The sequence below is a fragment of the Lysinibacillus fusiformis genome, assembly GCF_002845985.1.
Taxonomy (GTDB): domain Bacteria; phylum Bacillota; class Bacilli; order Bacillales_A; family Planococcaceae; genus Lysinibacillus; species Lysinibacillus fusiformis_D.
In genome coordinates, this window is sequence record NZ_PDFK01000009.1 from 66,008 (window position 1) to 83,854 (window position 17,847).

General features: G+C 36.3%; 20 protein-coding genes, 1 other RNA gene and 2 pseudogenes. 6 read left to right on the forward strand and 17 right to left on the reverse strand.

What is annotated here, in order from left to right; all coding sequences use genetic code 11:
* Positions 1-23: 23 nt before the first annotated feature.
* Entirely contained in the window at positions 24-362 is a 339-nt protein-coding gene (locus CRI88_RS20055) for a zinc ribbon domain-containing protein YjdM (RefSeq protein WP_036117890.1), read from the reverse strand.
* Positions 363-608: 246 nt separating this feature from the next.
* Between CRI88_RS20055 and ssrS the strand changes: the two genes are divergently transcribed.
* Positions 609-801, forward strand: a non-coding RNA gene (gene ssrS, locus CRI88_RS20060) — 6S RNA.
* 176 nt (positions 802-977) lie between these two features.
* Here the strand turns inward: ssrS and CRI88_RS20065 are convergent.
* From CRI88_RS20065 to CRI88_RS20090, 7 genes are all read right to left on the reverse strand, one after another.
* A complete protein-coding gene (locus CRI88_RS20065) occupies positions 978-3,209 on the reverse strand; it encodes a S8 family peptidase (protein WP_180957826.1) in 2,232 nt (743 codons plus the stop codon).
* Positions 3,210-3,251: 42 nt separating this feature from the next.
* Positions 3,252-4,343, reverse strand: a complete 1,092-nt coding sequence (locus CRI88_RS20070; protein ID WP_180957827.1) for an AAA family ATPase — start codon at positions 4,341-4,343, stop codon at positions 3,252-3,254.
* Between the two features lie 153 nt (positions 4,344-4,496).
* A complete protein-coding gene (locus CRI88_RS22590; protein WP_180957828.1) occupies positions 4,497-4,655 on the reverse strand; it encodes a hypothetical protein in 159 nt (52 codons plus the stop codon).
* Positions 4,645-5,823, reverse strand: a complete 1,179-nt coding sequence (locus tag CRI88_RS20075; RefSeq protein WP_101966959.1) for a DUF4062 domain-containing protein — start codon at positions 5,821-5,823, stop codon at positions 4,645-4,647. The genes CRI88_RS22590 and CRI88_RS20075 overlap by 11 nt, the downstream gene beginning before the upstream one ends.
* Positions 5,824-6,097: 274 nt before the next feature.
* Positions 6,098-6,280 carry a hypothetical protein gene (locus CRI88_RS20080; protein WP_101966960.1) on the reverse strand — a complete coding sequence of 61 codons (183 nt, stop codon included), beginning with the start codon at positions 6,278-6,280 and terminating at the stop codon, positions 6,098-6,100.
* 289 nt (positions 6,281-6,569) lie between these two features.
* A complete protein-coding gene (locus CRI88_RS20085; RefSeq protein WP_101966961.1) occupies positions 6,570-6,800 on the reverse strand; it encodes a hypothetical protein in 231 nt (76 codons plus the stop codon).
* A gap of 85 nt (positions 6,801-6,885) precedes the next feature.
* On the reverse strand, positions 6,886-7,170 hold the full coding sequence (locus CRI88_RS20090; RefSeq protein WP_101966962.1) for a hypothetical protein: 285 nt from the start codon (positions 7,168-7,170) through the stop codon (positions 6,886-6,888).
* Between the two features lie 476 nt (positions 7,171-7,646).
* Between CRI88_RS20090 and CRI88_RS22595 the strand changes: the two genes are divergently transcribed.
* A complete protein-coding gene (locus CRI88_RS22595; RefSeq protein WP_180957829.1) occupies positions 7,647-7,811 on the forward strand; it encodes a hypothetical protein in 165 nt (54 codons plus the stop codon).
* 683 nt (positions 7,812-8,494) lie between these two features.
* On the opposite strand, the pseudogene CRI88_RS20095 reads toward CRI88_RS22595, so the two are convergent.
* Positions 8,495-9,185: pseudogene (locus CRI88_RS20095) on the reverse strand (transposase); the annotation flags it as partial.
* Positions 9,186-9,686: 501 nt separating this feature from the next.
* Between CRI88_RS20095 and CRI88_RS20100 the strand changes: the two are divergent.
* Complete coding sequence (locus tag CRI88_RS20100) at positions 9,687-10,145, forward strand: hypothetical protein (RefSeq protein WP_101966963.1); 459 nt, start codon at positions 9,687-9,689, stop codon at positions 10,143-10,145.
* Positions 10,146-10,184: 39 nt separating this feature from the next.
* On the opposite strand, the gene ytxJ is transcribed toward CRI88_RS20100, so the two are convergent.
* The 5 genes from ytxJ to CRI88_RS20125 form a co-directional block, all read right to left on the reverse strand.
* The gene (gene ytxJ, locus CRI88_RS20105; RefSeq protein WP_036117923.1) at positions 10,185-10,523 is read right to left on the reverse strand and encodes a bacillithiol system redox-active protein YtxJ; all 339 of its coding nucleotides are present in this window, start codon (positions 10,521-10,523) and stop codon (positions 10,185-10,187) included.
* Positions 10,524-10,623: 100 nt separating this feature from the next.
* Entirely contained in the window at positions 10,624-11,037 is a 414-nt protein-coding gene (locus CRI88_RS20110) for a VOC family protein (RefSeq protein ID WP_101966964.1), read from the reverse strand.
* Between the two features lie 72 nt (positions 11,038-11,109).
* Complete coding sequence (locus CRI88_RS20115; RefSeq protein WP_036117929.1) at positions 11,110-11,745, reverse strand: 3-oxoacid CoA-transferase subunit B; 636 nt, start codon at positions 11,743-11,745, stop codon at positions 11,110-11,112.
* Positions 11,745-12,452, reverse strand: coding sequence for a CoA transferase subunit A (locus CRI88_RS20120; RefSeq protein ID WP_058843972.1), 708 nt, complete (start codon positions 12,450-12,452; stop codon positions 11,745-11,747). Before CRI88_RS20120 ends, CRI88_RS20115 begins: the two co-directional genes overlap by 1 nt.
* An 84-nt stretch (positions 12,453-12,536) precedes the next feature.
* Positions 12,537-13,445 carry a LysR family transcriptional regulator gene (locus CRI88_RS20125; protein ID WP_101966965.1) on the reverse strand — a complete coding sequence of 303 codons (909 nt, stop codon included), beginning with the start codon at positions 13,443-13,445 and terminating at the stop codon, positions 12,537-12,539.
* Positions 13,446-13,624: 179 nt separating this feature from the next.
* Between CRI88_RS20125 and CRI88_RS23240 the strand changes: the two are divergent.
* Positions 13,625-13,756: pseudogene (locus tag CRI88_RS23240) on the forward strand (IS3 family transposase); the annotation flags it as partial.
* An 87-nt stretch (positions 13,757-13,843) separates the two neighbouring features.
* Here the strand turns inward: CRI88_RS23240 and CRI88_RS20135 are convergent.
* Positions 13,844-14,482: a LysE family translocator gene (locus CRI88_RS20135; protein ID WP_101966966.1), complete on the reverse strand. Its 639-nt coding sequence runs from the start codon at positions 14,480-14,482 to the stop codon at positions 13,844-13,846.
* 228 nt (positions 14,483-14,710) lie between these two features.
* Here CRI88_RS20135 and CRI88_RS20140 point away from each other — a divergent pair, with 228 nt between their 5' ends.
* Complete coding sequence (locus CRI88_RS20140; RefSeq protein WP_101966967.1) at positions 14,711-15,133, forward strand: SRPBCC family protein; 423 nt, start codon at positions 14,711-14,713, stop codon at positions 15,131-15,133.
* Complete coding sequence (locus CRI88_RS20145; protein ID WP_036117943.1) at positions 15,133-15,453, forward strand: ArsR/SmtB family transcription factor; 321 nt, start codon at positions 15,133-15,135, stop codon at positions 15,451-15,453. Before CRI88_RS20140 ends, CRI88_RS20145 begins: the two co-directional genes overlap by 1 nt.
* A 40-nt stretch (positions 15,454-15,493) precedes the next feature.
* Here CRI88_RS20145 and CRI88_RS20150 read toward each other — a convergent pair whose 3' ends face one another.
* Complete coding sequence (locus CRI88_RS20150; RefSeq protein WP_036117946.1) at positions 15,494-16,273, reverse strand: YqhG family protein; 780 nt, start codon at positions 16,271-16,273, stop codon at positions 15,494-15,496.
* A gap of 17 nt (positions 16,274-16,290) precedes the next feature.
* Positions 16,291-17,805 (reverse strand): DEAD/DEAH box helicase, encoded by a 1,515-nt coding sequence (locus CRI88_RS20155; protein WP_058843977.1) that lies wholly within the window; start codon positions 17,803-17,805, stop codon positions 16,291-16,293.
* Positions 17,806-17,847: the final 42 nt, after the last annotated feature.

A 17,847-nucleotide genomic window follows, 5' to 3' on the forward strand; every position in this document is an offset into this window, starting at 1 on the left:
AAAGTTTAGGTGCCTTTTGGTTTTTATGCTTTTTTCACGAATTCTGACTTTAATTTCATAGCACCAAAGCCATCAATTTTACAGTCAATATTATGATCGCCTTCTACAAGACGAATACTTTTTACCTTTGTCCCAATTTTTAAAGTGGAAGAACTACCCTTCACCTTTAAATCCTTAATAATGGTAACTGAATCGCCGTCAGCTAACAGATTGCCATTTGCATCCTTTACAATAAGTGCATCCGACTCCTGTTCTGATGCGTTCATACTCCACTCATGTGCACATTCCGGACACACATAGTTTACGCCATCCTCATACGTATATTCAGAATGACATTTTGGACAATTTGGATAAGCTGCCATTTCCGCTTCCTCCTTTACATATTTTCTAGGAAAATCCTCTTTATGCTCCTATCTTTACATAATCAATCATAATAAGTAAAGACTGTTCGTATTTTCCGTTCGTATTTGTGAAAAAAATATGAAGCAGTGGCACCATTTTGAAGGTATTTCTAGATGTCGATTACACCATTTGGAACACTTGCCCATTGACTAATTTGCAGTAATCATCTTACTTGCATGTTCGTCGATCATGCTTTATTATATCCATAAAGGCTGCATTGTTCGTATAATATTAAGTTTTAACCTTTAAGCTGTAAAAGGGAGTTTTATTATTGGAGTTGGAATGACGGGCCTCACACTACGGTGCATGAGGATAAGCAGGAAAACTTCTGCGAACACCCACTTTGAGGAGTGGTGGTTTAAAACTTTCTATAATAACTACGGCATACGCGGCTTTTTAGTTTGATCTTACAGCCACATGGCTTTGAAGTGAGTCACCCTTCTATTGTTGGAGGGTGATTTTTTATGCGATTTTCTATCGTGTGCAAATTTTTAAAAATCCTCCTCTGAAACCACCTTTATTATGATGCAAAAAAAAGCAGTATATCTAATATAGATACACTGCTTAAATTATTGTCATCCATTAAGTTGAATTCTTAACTGTGGTTTCAGAGGAACTAAAATATTAGAATAAGTTCTAACCACTCGGTTATATAAATCTGGGACCTTAGGAGCCTTTATACTAATCACTAGAGCATAAGGAATAGGTTTAGGTATTCTAAGTGCTTGTCCCTCCTCCCTATTGTGATAATAAATGTCGAATACCGGATTTAAAAGGGAACCGGCTAAGAATGTTTGGGAAGCTTTAAGACACGGTTCCCATTTATGTCCATCTTCCCTCAGTTCTAACTCTGCGTTGCCAAAAACATTTTTACAATTAAAGAACGCTCTCGTTTTTGGATGTCTATTAATAGTACCATCTTTTTTATTTACTCCAAATCTTTCTGTATTAGGTCGAAAAGTAACCTCTAATCCTGCCTTAGTGTATACATTAGGATAACTAGGATCAATTTCAGGAGAGATAACAAGGGTTGAAGTAATTGATACTTTTCCTATTAGCGCTTCTTCAGGTAATGGTACATAGGCTCGAAGATGTTCTCTAGGGTTTAATTCACCTTGATAAATCACTATAGCCTCATCGTCATCACAAGTGATTAGTTTAGAAAAATCTGTTTCAAACCTTCCCCAGCCTACTTCTTCAATTTTATGAAGTTTTTCATTCCGCTCAGCTCGGTGGACCAACAATGCCTTATTTAATAAAGGATTATTAATATTCAACTGTGCACTCACTGCAATAGATGATCTTAGAAGATATGGTGCAGCAAAACTAGTACCACTAGTGCCCATAAGAGGATTATTCGAATCATTCGTCAAAATTACAAACTCATCTTCATCACTACCTCCAAAGACCACACCATCTGGTTTAATAATTCCCGGGCTTCTCCCCGGACCAACACTACTATAATCCGCTTTTTCCCAAACCATTCCTTCTGTATTACACGCACCTACCGTCAACACATTAACAGCATCAGAAGGTGGCTGAATTCTATTAAACTTTAAGACATCATCTTCACAGCCAGAATTCCCAGCAGCTACAGTTACAAAAGTATTCTTACCTACCAATAAAGAATCTAGTTCTGCAGTCCAGCGATTAATCTCGTCATCCTCAATTGGAATATCAGGACCTAAACTTAAATTCACAAATTGGTATGGCCTTCCGTCTTCTTCTGCTTTTCTTAATGTCTTAATAATTCGATCCAATACATCATAGGACTCATAATCTTCAGAGGAATCAGTATTAGAATCTATTACGCGAATATGATCTACTTCACAGATTGGATACAACTCCTCTAAAGAATTTTTATCAATTGAACCAAACAGTAATGCAGAAGTTACACCTAAACCATGTTCTAGTCCTTCCTCATGAGCTGGACCAATCCCTTCAGGATCGATAACATTTACCCATTTTCTGATAGGTGAGTTTTCTGGAATCCCACCATCAAAAATAGCAACTCTTAAATCAGTACTTGGTACTGGTTTTTCTGAAAAAAACAAATCATTTTCTCCAATATAATTACCAGCACTAGGCATGTAAGTTCTAAGCTTAGGCATAGCTCTCAACACCCTAACATAAGTATAGCTTGCTAAATCCCTACTATTTTCTACTGAAGCATAAATAGGAACAAACGCTAAATCTCCCACATATCTAATTTTTTCCTCAACAACTTGCCCGTCATGAGTCTCCACAAATCTTTTGAACCTATTCATATTCAATAAACTGTTTCCTTCATGTAAAACAAATTCAAATAAAAAGCGCTCATCAGTTTCAGGTAAGTTTTTAACTTTCTCCTCCGATGAAAATGCACGGATTCCTTCCAAATGTGTTAAAGATTCAGCACCTTTAACTTGTAAATCCCATCTTGAAATAGAATTAGACCATTCATAAAATTTACTTTTTGGTCCCATGACTATAATTTCATCCGTCAATGCCTCCTCTGGATGAGTTTTAACTCCCCATGCCCTAGGTTTAATTTTTCGAGAACGTCCCCCTACAGCACGTACCCCTATATTTTCAAGTAGGTCTTTAGGGAACTCACTCTTTGAAATATATCTAGGATGCATAGTAATAACAACACTTACTTGTTCATCTGGGCAGGCATCGTCGGGTAAATTATCAAAGTCTTCTATAGTTGTGTTTAACCAACTACTTACTTGTTCTTTTGCTGTCTCAAAGTCATAAGGAGGCTTTTTTTCTCCACTACTTTTTTTAATTTTTACACTATCTGTTAATTTTTCGCCATTCCCCAATAAGTAATTATTTTCTCTCGACACATACCTCTCCCCCAAACATCAATTCCCTGTATTTTGATATTTTCTAATAGTATCTCTAGATATCCCCAAAATCTCAGCTGTTTTTCTTTGTGAATATCCTTGTTGAATAAACTTCAACGCAGTTTGTATTTTTACGCTCTTATCCATATTATCACACATTTTGGAAATGTAATCCTCAATACTTTCCCTTATATTAGTTTCAGATAGTATACTTTCCTTCCTAATGTTGTTTATTTTTTTTGTGACTTCGGAATATGAAGCACCTTCCAATAATATTGCTAAAGTATCAATAAAAATATCCTTTTCTGGAAATTCATCTAACAGTAGTCTTTTTATTGTTATTTGAAGGTCTTTAAAGGAAGGTTTAGGAAATTGTACAACTCTATCAAACCGTCTCCAAACTGCAGGATCTAATAATTCCTCATGGTTAGTTGCAGCAATTAATAAGTTAGAATCGGGCCATTCATCAATCTCCTGTAAAAGTACAGTTACTAACCTTTTTAACTCTCCCAGCTCAGAATCATCGCCTCTCTTTTTGGCTATTGCGTCAAATTCATCTAATAGTAAGATACAATCGTTTTTTTTCGCAAACTCTAAAACTGCCCTGATGTTATTCCCTGTCCTACCTAAATAGCTACTCATAACGGCAGCAAGATCTAGTGTCACCAATGGTTTATTCAATTGTGCTGATATCCATTTCGCAGCCAATGTTTTCCCCACACCAGGAGGACCCACAAACAGTGCTGATCTAGTAGGAGAAAGTCCTGTTTTTCTTAATTCGTTACAAAATTTTCTTTCTTTAATTATCAATTCAAGTTCGTCACTAACAATTTTCTGCCAAGAAACAATTTCTTCAAATTTAATTTCTTCTTTTTTTACCAACTCTAATTTACTGTCTACATCTATCGGTAAAGGGTTAGGAGGTACCGCTTTTCTAGTAAGATTTACATTATCACCCACATTTAATAACTCTTTACTTAATTCCTTAGCGAATTCTGGATATTCCTTAGAAAACTGTTTAATATTTTTTCTCACTAATCTAACAATGTCTTGTTTACTCCCTTGTAAACTTAACCTCGTTAAATGGACGAAATAATCAAATATATCCACTTTTAGTCCACCACCATATGTTTTTATAACAACCATTTTAATATAAAACGGACTTTATTTCATTACATTTAAAATAAATAGTCCATATATACTTGATGTTTTCAGCAATAAAATGGGGATAACCACTTAACATAGTAGCTATCCCCGTTATTACTATTCTGATTTTTTCTTCCCACTAAAAGCTCTTAATATTGTGGAGCTTGATCTGTTTGCAGTCTTCATATGCTCATCAGCGTATTTTTTTACAGATTCTGATTTATCAGTTGCAACTAACTTCACCTTTTGATTATTATAATCATTTTTAGCCTTCATCAATTATCCCTCCTAATAATCGAATCGCAAATTCCACAAATACAGCAGAACTTGATTCAATTATAGCCTCTCTGTACTCATTATGAAAGGCAGATACTTGGTCATTTGTCCATCTTTTTTTCAAAGGAAAATGGAAACATAATACGAACTTACCCGCCTTAATTGCAAAGTACAACAATTGCTTTTCCATACTATAGTATATGCTTTGAGCATCTTTTATATAGGTGTCAACTACAAATGATTCTTTATCATCCAATGGATATTCTTCAGGTGGTGTAATTGCACCTTGATAGGTAATTAAATGCATTTGGGAACCCTCACATTTATACATACTTGCTGCATTACAATTCTCATATTCATTTAATGTCCTCGATAAATAACCTTTTTGATCAACAATTTTTCCACCACGGAGTTCTCTAACAATAAACGCAAGAAATCTTTCCCAGTCTTTTACAATACCCCCATCAAGTAAAGACAATAAATTATTTGTGTATCTCTGGAATTTTTGATATTCTTCAACATACCCTGCGTTGGATATAATTTCCTCCTTCAATGGAACAAACTTAATGCCTATAGCTAACTGGGTACTTAAATAATGTTTTACTTCTTCATAAAATTCATCTTTATTTTTATAATCTAAACTATAAAGCCAACCACATTTATACTCAACATCACTAATGAACTCCCATACAAATGAATCAATTCCATTTAGTTTCTCTTTTTCTGTGTGGCTTTCGATAATCTCACCGACTATTTCTGATAACTCGTTAGGACGTCGCCCGTTTTCTCGTTCATAAATTTCTATTTTTTGCTTTATCTCCGACTGCATGTACCAGAGATAATTATTTTTCACATCACATTGAACATACGGAATTATATACAAACCTTCTTCAACCGCAGTATGAAATTCTATATAAGTAGGAGTCGTTTTTAAATTATTTAGATATGTTCCAGACTTTTCTCCAATCAACAAGATAAAAATCTGACATTCTTTTACCTTATCAATACAAGTTTGTAAAGTATCCTTATCCCAAGGAGCAAAATCACCATCCTCAAAGATGAGAACTCTATGACCAGCATTAGTTAAAGAAGCTTTTAATTCTTTTCTTATCTCCCGCAATGCGGGCTCGTTAGCTGAACTAATAAAAATTTTTGCAGGATTTGTCATTAAACAAACGCCCCTTTCCTTTAGAAACTATATATTTATAATAAATATACCATTAAACTGTTATGTATAATTATGTATTTCCTACATTTAGCAACATAGCTTTCTTAAAAAATATGTTGTATTGATATTAACTCTTCTTTTTCAGTAGTTGTATAGGGGTACCAGAAACCACGGATTTATTTTTCTCGACCTCTTACTTATGCATTATTCGCCAAAAGGTAAGGACTTCCGATTGTTAAAGATACTAAAAACTCGTTTTAGTCTCTATATTAATCTAATCACCTACATTATTTAAATATAAGGCCTTATGAATTTCATCCCAAAGCTTACGAATAGTCTTTTTCCCTTCGCCCCAATCCTGTAACAATTTAATTGCTGCTTCAGGATCTACTTTTGAAAGGTCACTCAACTTTACAGGAAGGTAAGCATATATGCGAACTAATTCTTTGAATTGCAAATTCCCCACCTCCTCTAGTTTAATTCCTCAATTTACTAAAATACTTCCTTTTAATTTCTACCTTATTCATGATCACTATTTGATTTTGTATCAAACTCAACTAAAGCATCGATTGTAGCACCCCATAGTTTACGTATACTCTTTCTCCCAGCTCCCCAATCTTGTAGGATTTCTATTGCAGCTTCGGGATTTACTTTAGAAAGCTCACTTAACTTTACGGTAGAAAAGCATACATTTGAATTAATTCTTTATTCTGCAATGCTCTGCTCCTTTACTATTGTTTATGCCTCTATTCATCCTTCAGACCCCTAACTCTCACATCTAAATCGCTCACTCTATCAGAATAAGTACCAGCATCCTTCAAAGCATTAATTGTCGTATCCCATAGTTTTCGGATGTCTTTTCTTCCATCTCCCCAATCTTGAATTATCTCAAGCGCTGCATCTGGATTTACCTTAGCAAGTTGACTCAATACTACGGGTAGATATGCATACATTCTTGCTAAGTCCTTTTCAAACATGATGTTTCCCTCCCTTTACAAGATGAAGGCTACGTATATCTACATAAGAAAAGGTACCCACAAAAAGTGAGTACCTAAACATCATTTATTCATTAGCGTAAACCATATAATCGACTTCAACATCAATAAAGAAGTAATCCTTTAAAGCCCCATTACGCTTTAAAACCTCGATGTACTCATAAGCTTCTGCTGCAGTCTTAAACATTATCATTTCCTCGCTATCATTATCGAATAGAATTTCACCACTTACCCGGATAATGAAGCATACAGCTATTTTCTCCATCTCTATAGCTACATCAGCTAAACAGTCATTACAATAAAGATTGAAGTATTCTACAAATTGTTTCACTTCTAGCTCTGATCGATTCATGACATCTTGCACTTCAACATAAAAGATTTTATCCAGGTATTGTGCTGCTTTATCATAAGTACACGGATGTGTTTGTGAAGCTTTCCATTCTGTAAATTGAACATCAACTGCCTCTAATCTAATCTCGCTATATTCATAGTCTCTGACATTGTTAATTTCCTCTTTTCATGTGTAGTTTATTTTAAAATGTATGTTTCTTGATAATTCCAAACTTCGTAAGAGTAATCGAAACTGTATACCTTGATGAACTACCTAGTTCTTATGTTTCTCCCACAGTTATCTAAGCAATAAGTTATGACCTCCCTAAAATTTTTTCATTGTGAAACATCATGAAACAATTTATTCGATCTTTAAAAAATTGATAACATTAGTTAAATAGCGATTTGTGGCGCGTAATGAATCAATATAGGGCATTTTGAACTTAAGTTCTATTGCCCTCGATATATGCCACAATTAAATCAAAGGAGGTCGACACTATGACAACAACAGAAATAATTATTAGTCTTGTGCTCGCTTTAGTGGTGGGCTTATTCCTAAAAATGTTTGATAACGAGATTACTAGGGTTACGTCGATTCTTAGGGAGAATCTGTTCAAATTTCTAGTGCTAAGCGGAATTATCACTATCATGCTTTTTAAATAGAATTATTTTGTGGTCCAAGTGCGACTCTATACAAAGCACCGTCAGACTCACAACTTGAATACACAAAGCAGCACTGATAGTGAGTAAGGAGGGTCAAAATTTCGTCCCTTTTATTTATGAAAACCTCACACCTAAACAAAAAGAAGAGTATGTCCTTAATGAGTACATGAAGTTTAAAAAAGAGGTGCTATCTGGAGAATACATTGCGCCATCCAATATGATATTTTCAGACTTTGCAAAGGAATGGGAAATCAAATTCGCCCTAACTGAACTGTCACAAACAGCAATAAGTAACCATCGATTAAAACTGAAAAATCATATCTTGCCAGTGAACGGTCACATGCACATGGATAAAATAAACCAGCTCATGCTGTTGAATCTAATGCAAAACCTTACACGAAAAGATGGTAATAAAGGAGAGTTAACCTACCATTCCAAACAAGACATATACCGCACGCTTCAAAGTGTTTTTAAGTATGCCACTGAATGGAAAGTAATTGAAAAGAATCCCATGGACGGCATTAAGAAGCCTAAACCGCCTAAAGATGCGGTAAAGGAGAAGTTACAGGTTTATAATGAGGATGAAATAGCTCAACTATTACAGCTAGTGCAAAGTGAGCCTTCACACTGGAGACTTCTATTCACATTAGCGGTAACTGCCGGCTTACGTAGAGGAGAATTACTTCTGTCGCTGCATGAAAGGAATACGCAAACTGCTTCGTACGTTCATCCTTCACGTAATAGCCACTTTCAGGATCTGTCGTGCTTTCCATTATTTCTTTTCAAACTTCTCTGGGGGGAAAGGACTTTTTTTCCGTGTTCTTCACGATCCATATTTAACTCTAATTGAAGCTTCTCTTCATAAGCCCGTGTTTCTTTTCGCACGACCTTTTTATCATACTTCCGTTTATTCGCACTCGCTTTCACATGCGTGGAATCGATAAATAAATGGTCTGCATGGAGGAGTCCCTGATGCATAATCTCTTTTAATATACGATAGAAAATCTGTTCAAATATATCGGTGTCTTGAAAGCGACGGGCATAATTTTTACCGAAGGTAGAGAAATGCGGGACTTCTGTATGGAAGCCAAATCCTAAAAACCAGCGATACGCCATATTCGTTTCAATTTCTTTGATCGTTTGACGCATGGAGCGAATGCCAAAAACATATTGAATAAACGTCATTTTAAAGAGAACAACAGGATCAATACTTGGACGCCCATTAGGTGAATAGAGATGTTCTACTAAAGGATAGATAAATGAAAAATCAATAGCAGCCTCTAGTTTTCGCACTAAATGATCGTTGGGAACTAATTGATCAATCGTTAACATTTCTAATTGTTCACGTTCATTGGTTTGATTCTTCGTCATCATGGTTGATCACCTCAAAAGTTTACTTTTCAACACCCTATGTAGATAGAGTACTTTATGTAGAAGTTGATTGGAACGAAGGGCGGCGACTCCTGCGGGAAAAGCGGGAAAGTCGAGATCCTGGACTGAGCGAAGCGAGGGAAGCAGCTCGACCCCGCCCGCGGAAAGCGTCCGCCCGTAGTGGAAATCAACGGCTTTACTTTATTTTATTGTAAAAGAAAAAAGACTGTAGGCAAACTCAAAATTCATCGAGTTTGTCTACAGTCTGTGCTTTTTTTCATCAATGGTGTTAAATTTTTTTGCAAATACCTTTTTAATATACTTTCCACTTTACAAATTTCATTATAGAAAACGTCATAATCTTTTACATAATATGGAACGTTTCTTCTTTATATAATACGACTAGTTCCCCTCCTAATTTAAAAAGTCTGTACAACCTTTCCATAGCCTGTATAATTCCTTCCCATTTTGCGCATATATGGAGTAACAAGGGAGGTTAGGATATTGAAAAAAATAATTTATTTACTTGTATTCACTTCACTACTTTTAGCAGCCTGTGGAAAAAGTACGGAGCCAAAGGAAGTAGCTGTCGATCAAAACACGACCGTTGAAGATATAGTAGGTGCGATTGTGAAAAATGAATTCTCTGTAGAGGAATCTAAAGATGGTGTTGTCACAATTTCCATTCAGGACACAGATGTGACAGAGGGATCAAAAAGTCAAATGTTGAAGGATTCCACTAAAATTTTTGCTGAATTATCCAAGCTAGAAAGTGTGAAGACACCTGCTATTACTTGGTATGCTCCACTCACTGAGCCTGATGGTGATAAAACAATGACAGAGGTCTTGAATATTTATTTTAGTGAAGAGGATTATCATAAAATAGACTGGGCAAATTATCTACAGGTGGATATAGAATCTAGCGCTACGAACTTTCACGAAGATGAGGCTTTAGAGGATTAACCATTAAGATACCCCACAACCTATTGTGAGGTATCTTTTTTAAGTTGTTGTTTTTACATACTGCTTTATAGCCTCTACTAAAAGAGGTTGTTTTATCTTGTCATGTGTTGCTTGCCAAATTCCCTTCCCATCTTGCAATATTAATAGCTGTGGTGATTCATGCTTCACCTGAAGATCACCTGCAATAGCATTAGAAACCACTCTATCCATTTGGACAATCACAAGATACTTCGGCAATTTTGTTATGAGTGCTTTATATTCCTTTATAGCTGCAATACTGCTCATACATGTCATGCTAATTTTTAATACAAGACATGGCATGTGCTTTGATTGCTCTAACACCTCGCTCCAATTATCCAATGTCTTTATTCGTTGCATAGCATAACCTCCTTTATAAATCATTATATACCACAATGGGTATTTATCATCATAAAAAAACACGAGACTATATGTATAGCTCGTGCTTTGGATTCTTTAGTTAGATGCCTGCTGTATTCATTAATACAAGACGCCAGCCATCTGGGTCTTCAATAGTTATCCCTTGCTCTGCCCAATAAGGATTTTCAGGCTCCACTTCGGGATATCCCATAAGTTCGAGACGTTCGGTAATACGACGAATGGTTTCATTATTTGGAATATAAAGTACTAAAAGGTTGTCCTTAGTTGGTGCAGGACAAGGACTTCCATCAACATGCGCTGTAAATTCTAGGTGATAGCCTACATTCGGGAGACCAATCATAATCCCATCATAGCCACGGTGTCCCGTAAAAGAGCCAATTTTCTTTAAGCCGACTCCTTCACAGTAAAAACGCTCTATTTCTTGTAATTGATCTGTTGGTCTTGCTATTCTAACCTGTGCAACTGCTAATTCATTTGTCCATTGTTGTTCCATCGTTATGCCTCCCTTTTTAAACTATTGTAGAATGAGACAATAATGCTGGAAACAGTCCTAGGTCTGAAGTTATTATGCTAAAGCAACGCTAAACGAAGCAGCAGTCTTCTCTTTTACTTCCTCTAAAGTAACACCTTCGGCTAACTCTATCAGTTGCATGCCATCTTTAGTAAAATCAAAAACAGCTAAGTCTGTAATTAAGCGATGTACTACTCCTTTACCTGTTAAGGGGAGCTCACATTGCTTTTTAATTTTAGATTCACCGTTTTTATTTACATGCTCCATTACGACGATCACTCTTTTAGCTCCTACAACAAGGTCCATAGCGCCACCCATTCCCTTTACCATTTTCCCTGGAATCATCCAGTTCGCAAGGTCTCCTGTTTCAGATACCTCCATGCCACCTAAAATGGCAAGGTCAATATGACCGCCTCTAATCATTGCAAATGATTCTGCACTATCAAAGAAGGATGCTCCTGGAACTGCAGTAACCGTTTCCTTCCCCGCATTAATTAAATCAGGGTCAACGGCTTCCTCTACTGGGTAAGGTCCAATACCGAGAAGGCCATTTTCAGATTGTAACAGCACGTCATAATCGGCTGGGATCACATTGGCAACAAGTGTTGGGATGCCTATACCTAGATTAACATTCATCCCATTTGCTATTTCCTTTACTGCTCTGTTAACCATTTTTTGTCTTGTATCCATTACGCTTCCCCCTTTTTCACCGTTAAACGCTCGATACGCTTCTCATAATTTTCACCTACTAATACACGTTGTACAAAAACACCTGGTGTGTGAATGTGATCTGGATCTAGCTCGCCCACTTCCACAATTTCTTCAACCTCAGCAATCGTAATTTTCCCTGCCATAGCAGCCAATGGATTAAAATTACGTGATGTTTTTCTGTAGACTAAATTTCCTTGCTTATCTGCTTTCCATGCTTTGACAAGGGCAAAATCAGCCACAATGCCTTCTTCCAGAATAAATTCCTTCCCATCAAAAACCTTTACTTCTTTTCCTTCCGCAATTGGCGTTCCAACACCTGTCGCAGTATAAAATCCTGGAATTCCTGCGCCACCTGCACGTAGTCGCTCCGCAAGTGTTCCCTGGGGCGATAATTCCACTTCTAGCTCACCACTTAAAAATTGTTGTTCAAAAATTTTATTTTCTCCTACATAGGAAGCCACCATTTTTTTAATCTGTTTATTCGCTAAGAGTAGACCTAAACCCCAATCATCTACACCGCAGTTATTACTGACAACCGTTAAATCCTTTGTGCCCTGCTGTACTAACGCTGCAATCGATTTTTCTGGTATACCACAGAGCCCAAAGCCTCCTACAGCTAATGTGTCTCCATCTCTAATATCCGCAACAGCTTCCTCAAACGAACTCCATACTTTCCCATTCCCCATCTCGAACCCCCCCTATAATTGCTCGCTTATTAAGAAAAATTCTACATCATTGCTATTTTACAAGTAAAGGAATTAAATCGAATACTATTTATTCCTTATTGGAATAAATCCATTTTCAGTATTTCTACCAATCGTTTTGAGTAACTGCTTTAATGCATAAGATTGATACGTGTTTTTCTTCGTAATAATCCCTAAACGCCATGGCATATGAAATTGATGTAATGGGATCGTTCTCACATTGGCATTTGTTTGCTTCGCGGCAATTGAGAAGGGTAATAGTGTAACGCCCAGATTGGAGGATACTAATTCCAAAATCAAATCCCATTGTGAACTTTTATAGCCGACTATCGGTGTAAAGCCTACGCTTTTACATGATTTAATAATATAGTCATGGAGCGTGAACTCCTCTGCAAAGATAATAAACGTTTCGTTTTTTAAATCCTTCAAAGCTATAGAATCCTCTTTTGCCAATGGATGGGATTCATTCATAAATACAAAAAATTGATCCTCTACAAATGGCTGAACGGAAAATTTCCTTTCATCTGCTGGTAATACAACAATGCCCATATCAACATCGCCATTTTCAACTAGCATTTCTACCATTTTAGCGCCTCGTTCGACAAGCTCTAAATGCACCTCTGGGTATAGTTGATGAAATTTCCTGGCGATGTCAGGAAAAAATAATGTGCCAATTAGAGGTGGAATCCCTAATTTGATAGCGCCTGTTTTAATATTCAATAAATCATCCAATAAAATATGCAACTCTTGAACACCGTGCAATATTTTTTGTCCCTGTTGAAAGACAATACTCCCTGCGTCTGTTAGCTCTACTTTGCGAGTAGACCTGTTCAACAATTCAACTTGTAATGTTTCTTCTAATTTCTTGATACTTTTGCTTAGTGATGGCTGAGATACAAAGGACACATTTGCAGCCTTTGTAAAACTTCCCTGTTCAACCACAGCCATAAATGCTTTTAAATCCCGTAATTCCATAAACATCTTCCTCATTTGTTCATATTTATTATGAAATGATATGTAGAATTCCTTTTAGTAATAAATTCTCCTTCAATTCGTTTAATCCTTTACTGGATAAAGAACCCAAAGAAGAAGGGTTCCGATTAAAAGACATCTTTAAACAAGTCGATATTCCAGAAGCAACGTATCACTATCACATGAAGAACTTTTTTGGCTTACTCAAACAAGAAATGTAATAGGGAGAAGAATTAATTTCCTATGAAGCGTTAAAGAAGAAAATAGAGGAATATATCGATTACTATAATAACGATCGAATTAAGCAAAAATAGGCAGACATGAGCCTGGTAAAATACCGAACTTATGCCAGCCGATTAGCTACATAACTAAAACTCTATTTTTAAGGAGTCACTACCCATTTAATGGGCTTTTTCTAATGCCAGTTTAATACCGAATCCAATTAATACAGCACCCGTTACTCCTTCAATTATTGCCTTCGTCGATGGCTTTTTCATAAAGGCGCTAATTCGATCTAATAGATACACATAGAAGACAAACCATAACATTGTTAATGCTGTATAAATAAGACCCATTATTAAAAATGGAAAAAATGTACCGCTCGTACCGTCTACAAATTGAGGTAGAAACGTTAGGAAAAATACAGCGACCTTTGGATTTGTCACATTTGTAAGAAACCCTTGTTTAAAGCAGGACTGCTGCGAATATTTGTGATCCATATTTGCAGCATCTTGCACTACAGGTGATTGTGTGCGAATTGTCCGTAGTGTCCATAATGTTTTGATACCTAAATAACATAAATAAACTGCACCAATGTACTTTAAAGCAGCAAATACATAGGCAGATTTCACAATAATAGCAGAAAGACCAATTACAGCAGCACATGTGTGAATTAATAAACCACAACAAGATCCTAAGATCGTCTGTAATCCTCCCTTTCTACTTACAGTCAAGGTATTCTTAGTTGCAATCGCTGTATCAGGACCAGGTAAAATAATGAGCAAAATGCACATAACTAAGAACACGGATATGTTAACCATAGTACATCTCCTTTCCATGTCAGAAAATTATAAATAATTTTAACATAAGCATTGACCTACAGAAAGATACAAAATAATCTCATCTTTTTCCATTGACATATAACTATAAGGTGTTATATGTTCTTAACACCTTATGGTTATATGTCACTCAACTCTGCAAACGCTTTTGGTTTGAGCAGGCTCGTACCATCAGTGTCATTTCATCAAACAATAAAGGAGTAACTATACATGACTGAAAAATTACAGGATATTGTCAAAACGATTACTTTGAATGCCCCTATTGAAAAAGTGTGGGAGACAGTCGCAACCGCTGAAAAAATTGCTTCATGGTTTATGCCAAATGATTTTCAACCACTCGAAGGACATGAATTCACTATTCAATCACCGTTTGGTCCTTCACCCTGTAAAGTAGAACGTGTCGAAGCACCATATTATTTACGTTTTGCCTGGGATCAAGATGGCTGGTTCGTCACTTTTGAGCTAAAAGAGGTTGGCGATCAAACAGAATTTACGTTAACGCATGGTGGCTGGAAGGAAGCTTCTCATATTATTCCTAAAGCGAATACTGCTGCTGAAGCTATTCGGACAAAAATGGATGACGGCTGGACAATACTTATTCAGCATAAATTAAAAGAGATTGCCGAATCCTAATGACTCAATCAGCCGTAAAATATGATGTTTTTCAAGCCATTGCTGATCCCACAAGAAGGAATATTTTACAGCTACTTGCCGCAAGTGATAGACCTATTTCCAATATTTCTGAGCACTTTGCTATTAGTCGAACTGCTGTCGTAAAGCATTTAAAAATATTAGAGCAGGCTGAGCTCATTTCTGCTGAAAAAAAGGGTCGAGAAAAAATCTATACTTTGCATAGTGAGCGTTTGCAGGAAATTGAAGATTGGCTTCAGTACTTCCATTTATTTTGGGACAATAAATTGGTGCAGCTTCAAAGAATGGTTGAAGAGGATTAAAGCAAAAAAGGAGCTGTCTTTATACTGGACAGCTCCACATTTAAAAGAGATAAAATACCCCCCCATTAATGATTTCAATTTTAATTTTAGATTCGTATTGCTCCTCTAATGCTTTGCGTTCAATTTCATAGCATTCAGGTTTATCCTCCACATCCTCATAAAAATAATCTAAGACTCGTTGATCTCGTTGCCAACGTTTCTGTGCTTCAATTGCCCATGAATGATCATCTTGTTCAATGATGGCTTCAACTGCTGCATGTAGTCGTTCCAGTGCTCGAAGTGGCTTAATAATATATTGCACATGAAATACATTATCTGCGGGCTCCATGTCGAATTCTGAGGTACAAATCGTTTCATGAAAATCTTCCTTTACCACACCTGTCAATAAATTGATACCAAATGAATAAAGCATTTCTTTTGTGCGATCACAGCAATAAGAAACTTTAAAGTTAACACCTAACCAAGGTGTTAGGATGACCTGACCCATTGCACTATCCACCTTTTCAAACAGTTGAACATAGGCTCCTAATTCTTTTGTTGCTACAAATAGCTGATTTAAACGTGGTGAGCCGTAATGAATGGCCTCTCCAAATAAGTTACCAGCTATTGACGTTTGATTTGTTATGAAGGTTACTTGAGCTGGGTTTGGCTCACTATTAGTCGCTTCAATATACTGCCAATAAAATGGCCTATTCATAATCCTTTTATCAATATCCACCGTTAGTTGAACTGTTAAATAATGATCCTCTTCACCTAAAATAGCGCAGTCATTCTCGTTAAAAAATTCTTTTAAATAGTGATGGACTTGTTGCGGATACATGGTTGCCCCTCCTTACCTCATACAGATTCTTTAAAGTTTGTTAAAATCGCATCTAAATCGCCAACCACTTTCTCGAACACATCAATTTTTGTATGAAGTAACTCCAATATTTTTTCTTCAATGGTATTTTCAATCGCAAGATTATAAATATGGACGTCATGCTCCTGTCCCAAACGATGGACACGACCAATACGTTGCTCTAGCTTCATTGGATTCCATGGTAGATCATAGTTGATGACATGATGACAAAATTGAAGGTTGATTCCTTCGCCTCCTGCCTCAGTTGCGATGAGTACCTGTGCTCTCTCTTTAAAGAGATGCTTCATATAATCTCGTTTGCTTTTATTGAACTTCCCATTAAACAGGACACTCGTTATGCCATTAGTATGCAAATACCATTGTAAATAAACTTGAGTAGCCCGATACTCTGTAAAAATAATAACCTTGTCATCTGCTTGTTTTACGATTTCTAGCGTTTTCTCCGCCTTTGAATTTACTTCTAAGGCCATAAGCTTTGCTAAAATCGCTTCAAGTTCTTGTGGCTGCACATGATCATCTAGCATATTCGTTAGTGTTAATGCTGTGGCTTCCTTGCTACTACACATTTCCTTTTGTAAAGTAATTAATGAAAAGGAACCTGTATTTTCAAGGGCTCCAAGCAAATCGTAAACTTCCCTCTCTGCCTCCGTAAATGTAATCGGTACAATTTGAACACAGCGATTTGTCCATTCAATCCCTGTATCTTCTCGCCGATTTCTCACCATTACCTGATTGACCAATTCTTTTAAATAATCATCATGTTCTAAATGATGCTTACTAGCAGAGAAGGCTGACTGGAATGTATCGTAATTCCCTAAATGCCCTGGCTTTAATAAGGAAATTAAATAATACAGTTCGAACACATCGTTCTGAATAGGTGTGGCTGTTAATAATAAGCAAAACTTTTTCTTTAACCCTTGTACGAACTCATAAATTTGTGTTTTATTATTCTTTAATTTATGTGCCTCATCAATAATAATCATGTCGTAATCCTGCTCATAAATGCGCTCTTTATGGGGACTTTTTTTAGCCGTATCCATACTCATAATGAGGACATCGTAGCGCTCTATTGGACAATTTTTCTTATAGGCGATGGCCGGTATATGAAATTTTAAATTTAACTCTTCAATCCACTGATTAATGAGAGAAGCAGGTGCTAAAATTAATGCCCTTTTAACAAGGCCTCGAATAAGGTATTCCTTTAAAATTAAGCCCGCTTCAATCGTTTTACCAAGACCTACTTCATCGGCTAAAATCGCTTTTCCATTCATGCGCTCAATAACTGTTTCAGCCGCTTCTAACTGGTGTACTAATGGTTTTAAGTGCGGTAAATACTTAGTTGCTTGTAATCCCGTAAAATCAGGGATTAATTTCCTTTTCACAATATCATAGTTCATCTTATATAATGTCCAGCTCTGCCATTGTTCAAGATGATTTAATCGATTGCTAAAGCCTTCTTCCCACTCGGACGACCTTTCTATTTTCATGATCATCACCTCATGTTATTTTTTCTAGCTTAGGTTGTCCAAAAAAGG

Coding starts and splice junctions, on each gene's coding strand:
- CRI88_RS20125 (WP_101966965.1), bottom strand. CDS start 13,445: ATGGAATTACGGGATTTAAAAGCATTTATGGCTGTGGTTGAACAGGGA.
- CRI88_RS20110 (WP_101966964.1), bottom strand. CDS start 11,037: ATGGAACAACAATGGACAAATGAATTAGCAGTTGCACAGGTTAGAATA.
- CRI88_RS20055 (WP_036117890.1), bottom strand. CDS start 362: ATGGCAGCTTATCCAAATTGTCCAAAATGTCATTCTGAATATACGTAT.
- CRI88_RS20145 (WP_036117943.1), top strand. CDS start 15,133: ATGACTCAATCAGCCGTAAAATATGATGTTTTTCAAGCCATTGCTGAT.
- CRI88_RS20150 (WP_036117946.1), bottom strand. CDS start 16,273: ATGTATCCGCAACAAGTCCATCACTATTTAAAAGAATTTTTTAACGAG.
- CRI88_RS20090 (WP_101966962.1), bottom strand. CDS start 7,170: ATGAATCGATCAGAGCTAGAAGTGAAACAATTTGTAGAATACTTCAAT.
- CRI88_RS20135 (WP_101966966.1), bottom strand. CDS start 14,482: ATGGTTAACATATCCGTGTTCTTAGTTATGTGCATTTTGCTCATTATT.
- CRI88_RS20120 (WP_058843972.1), bottom strand. CDS start 12,452: ATGGGGAATGGGAAAGTATGGAGTTCGTTTGAGGAAGCTGTTGCGGAT.
- CRI88_RS20085 (WP_101966961.1), bottom strand. CDS start 6,800: ATGTTTGAAAAGGACTTAGCAAGAATGTATGCATATCTACCCGTAGTA.
- CRI88_RS22595 (WP_180957829.1), top strand. CDS start 7,647: ATGACAACAACAGAAATAATTATTAGTCTTGTGCTCGCTTTAGTGGTG.
- CRI88_RS20075 (WP_101966959.1), bottom strand. CDS start 5,823: ATGACAAATCCTGCAAAAATTTTTATTAGTTCAGCTAACGAGCCCGCA.
- CRI88_RS20140 (WP_101966967.1), top strand. CDS start 14,711: ATGACTGAAAAATTACAGGATATTGTCAAAACGATTACTTTGAATGCC.
- CRI88_RS20115 (WP_036117929.1), bottom strand. CDS start 11,745: ATGGATACAAGACAAAAAATGGTTAACAGAGCAGTAAAGGAAATAGCA.
- CRI88_RS22590 (WP_180957828.1), bottom strand. CDS start 4,655: ATGAAGGCTAAAAATGATTATAATAATCAAAAGGTGAAGTTAGTTGCA.
- ytxJ (WP_036117923.1), bottom strand. CDS start 10,523: ATGCAACGAATAAAGACATTGGATAATTGGAGCGAGGTGTTAGAGCAA.
- CRI88_RS20155 (WP_058843977.1), bottom strand. CDS start 17,805: ATGATCATGAAAATAGAAAGGTCGTCCGAGTGGGAAGAAGGCTTTAGC.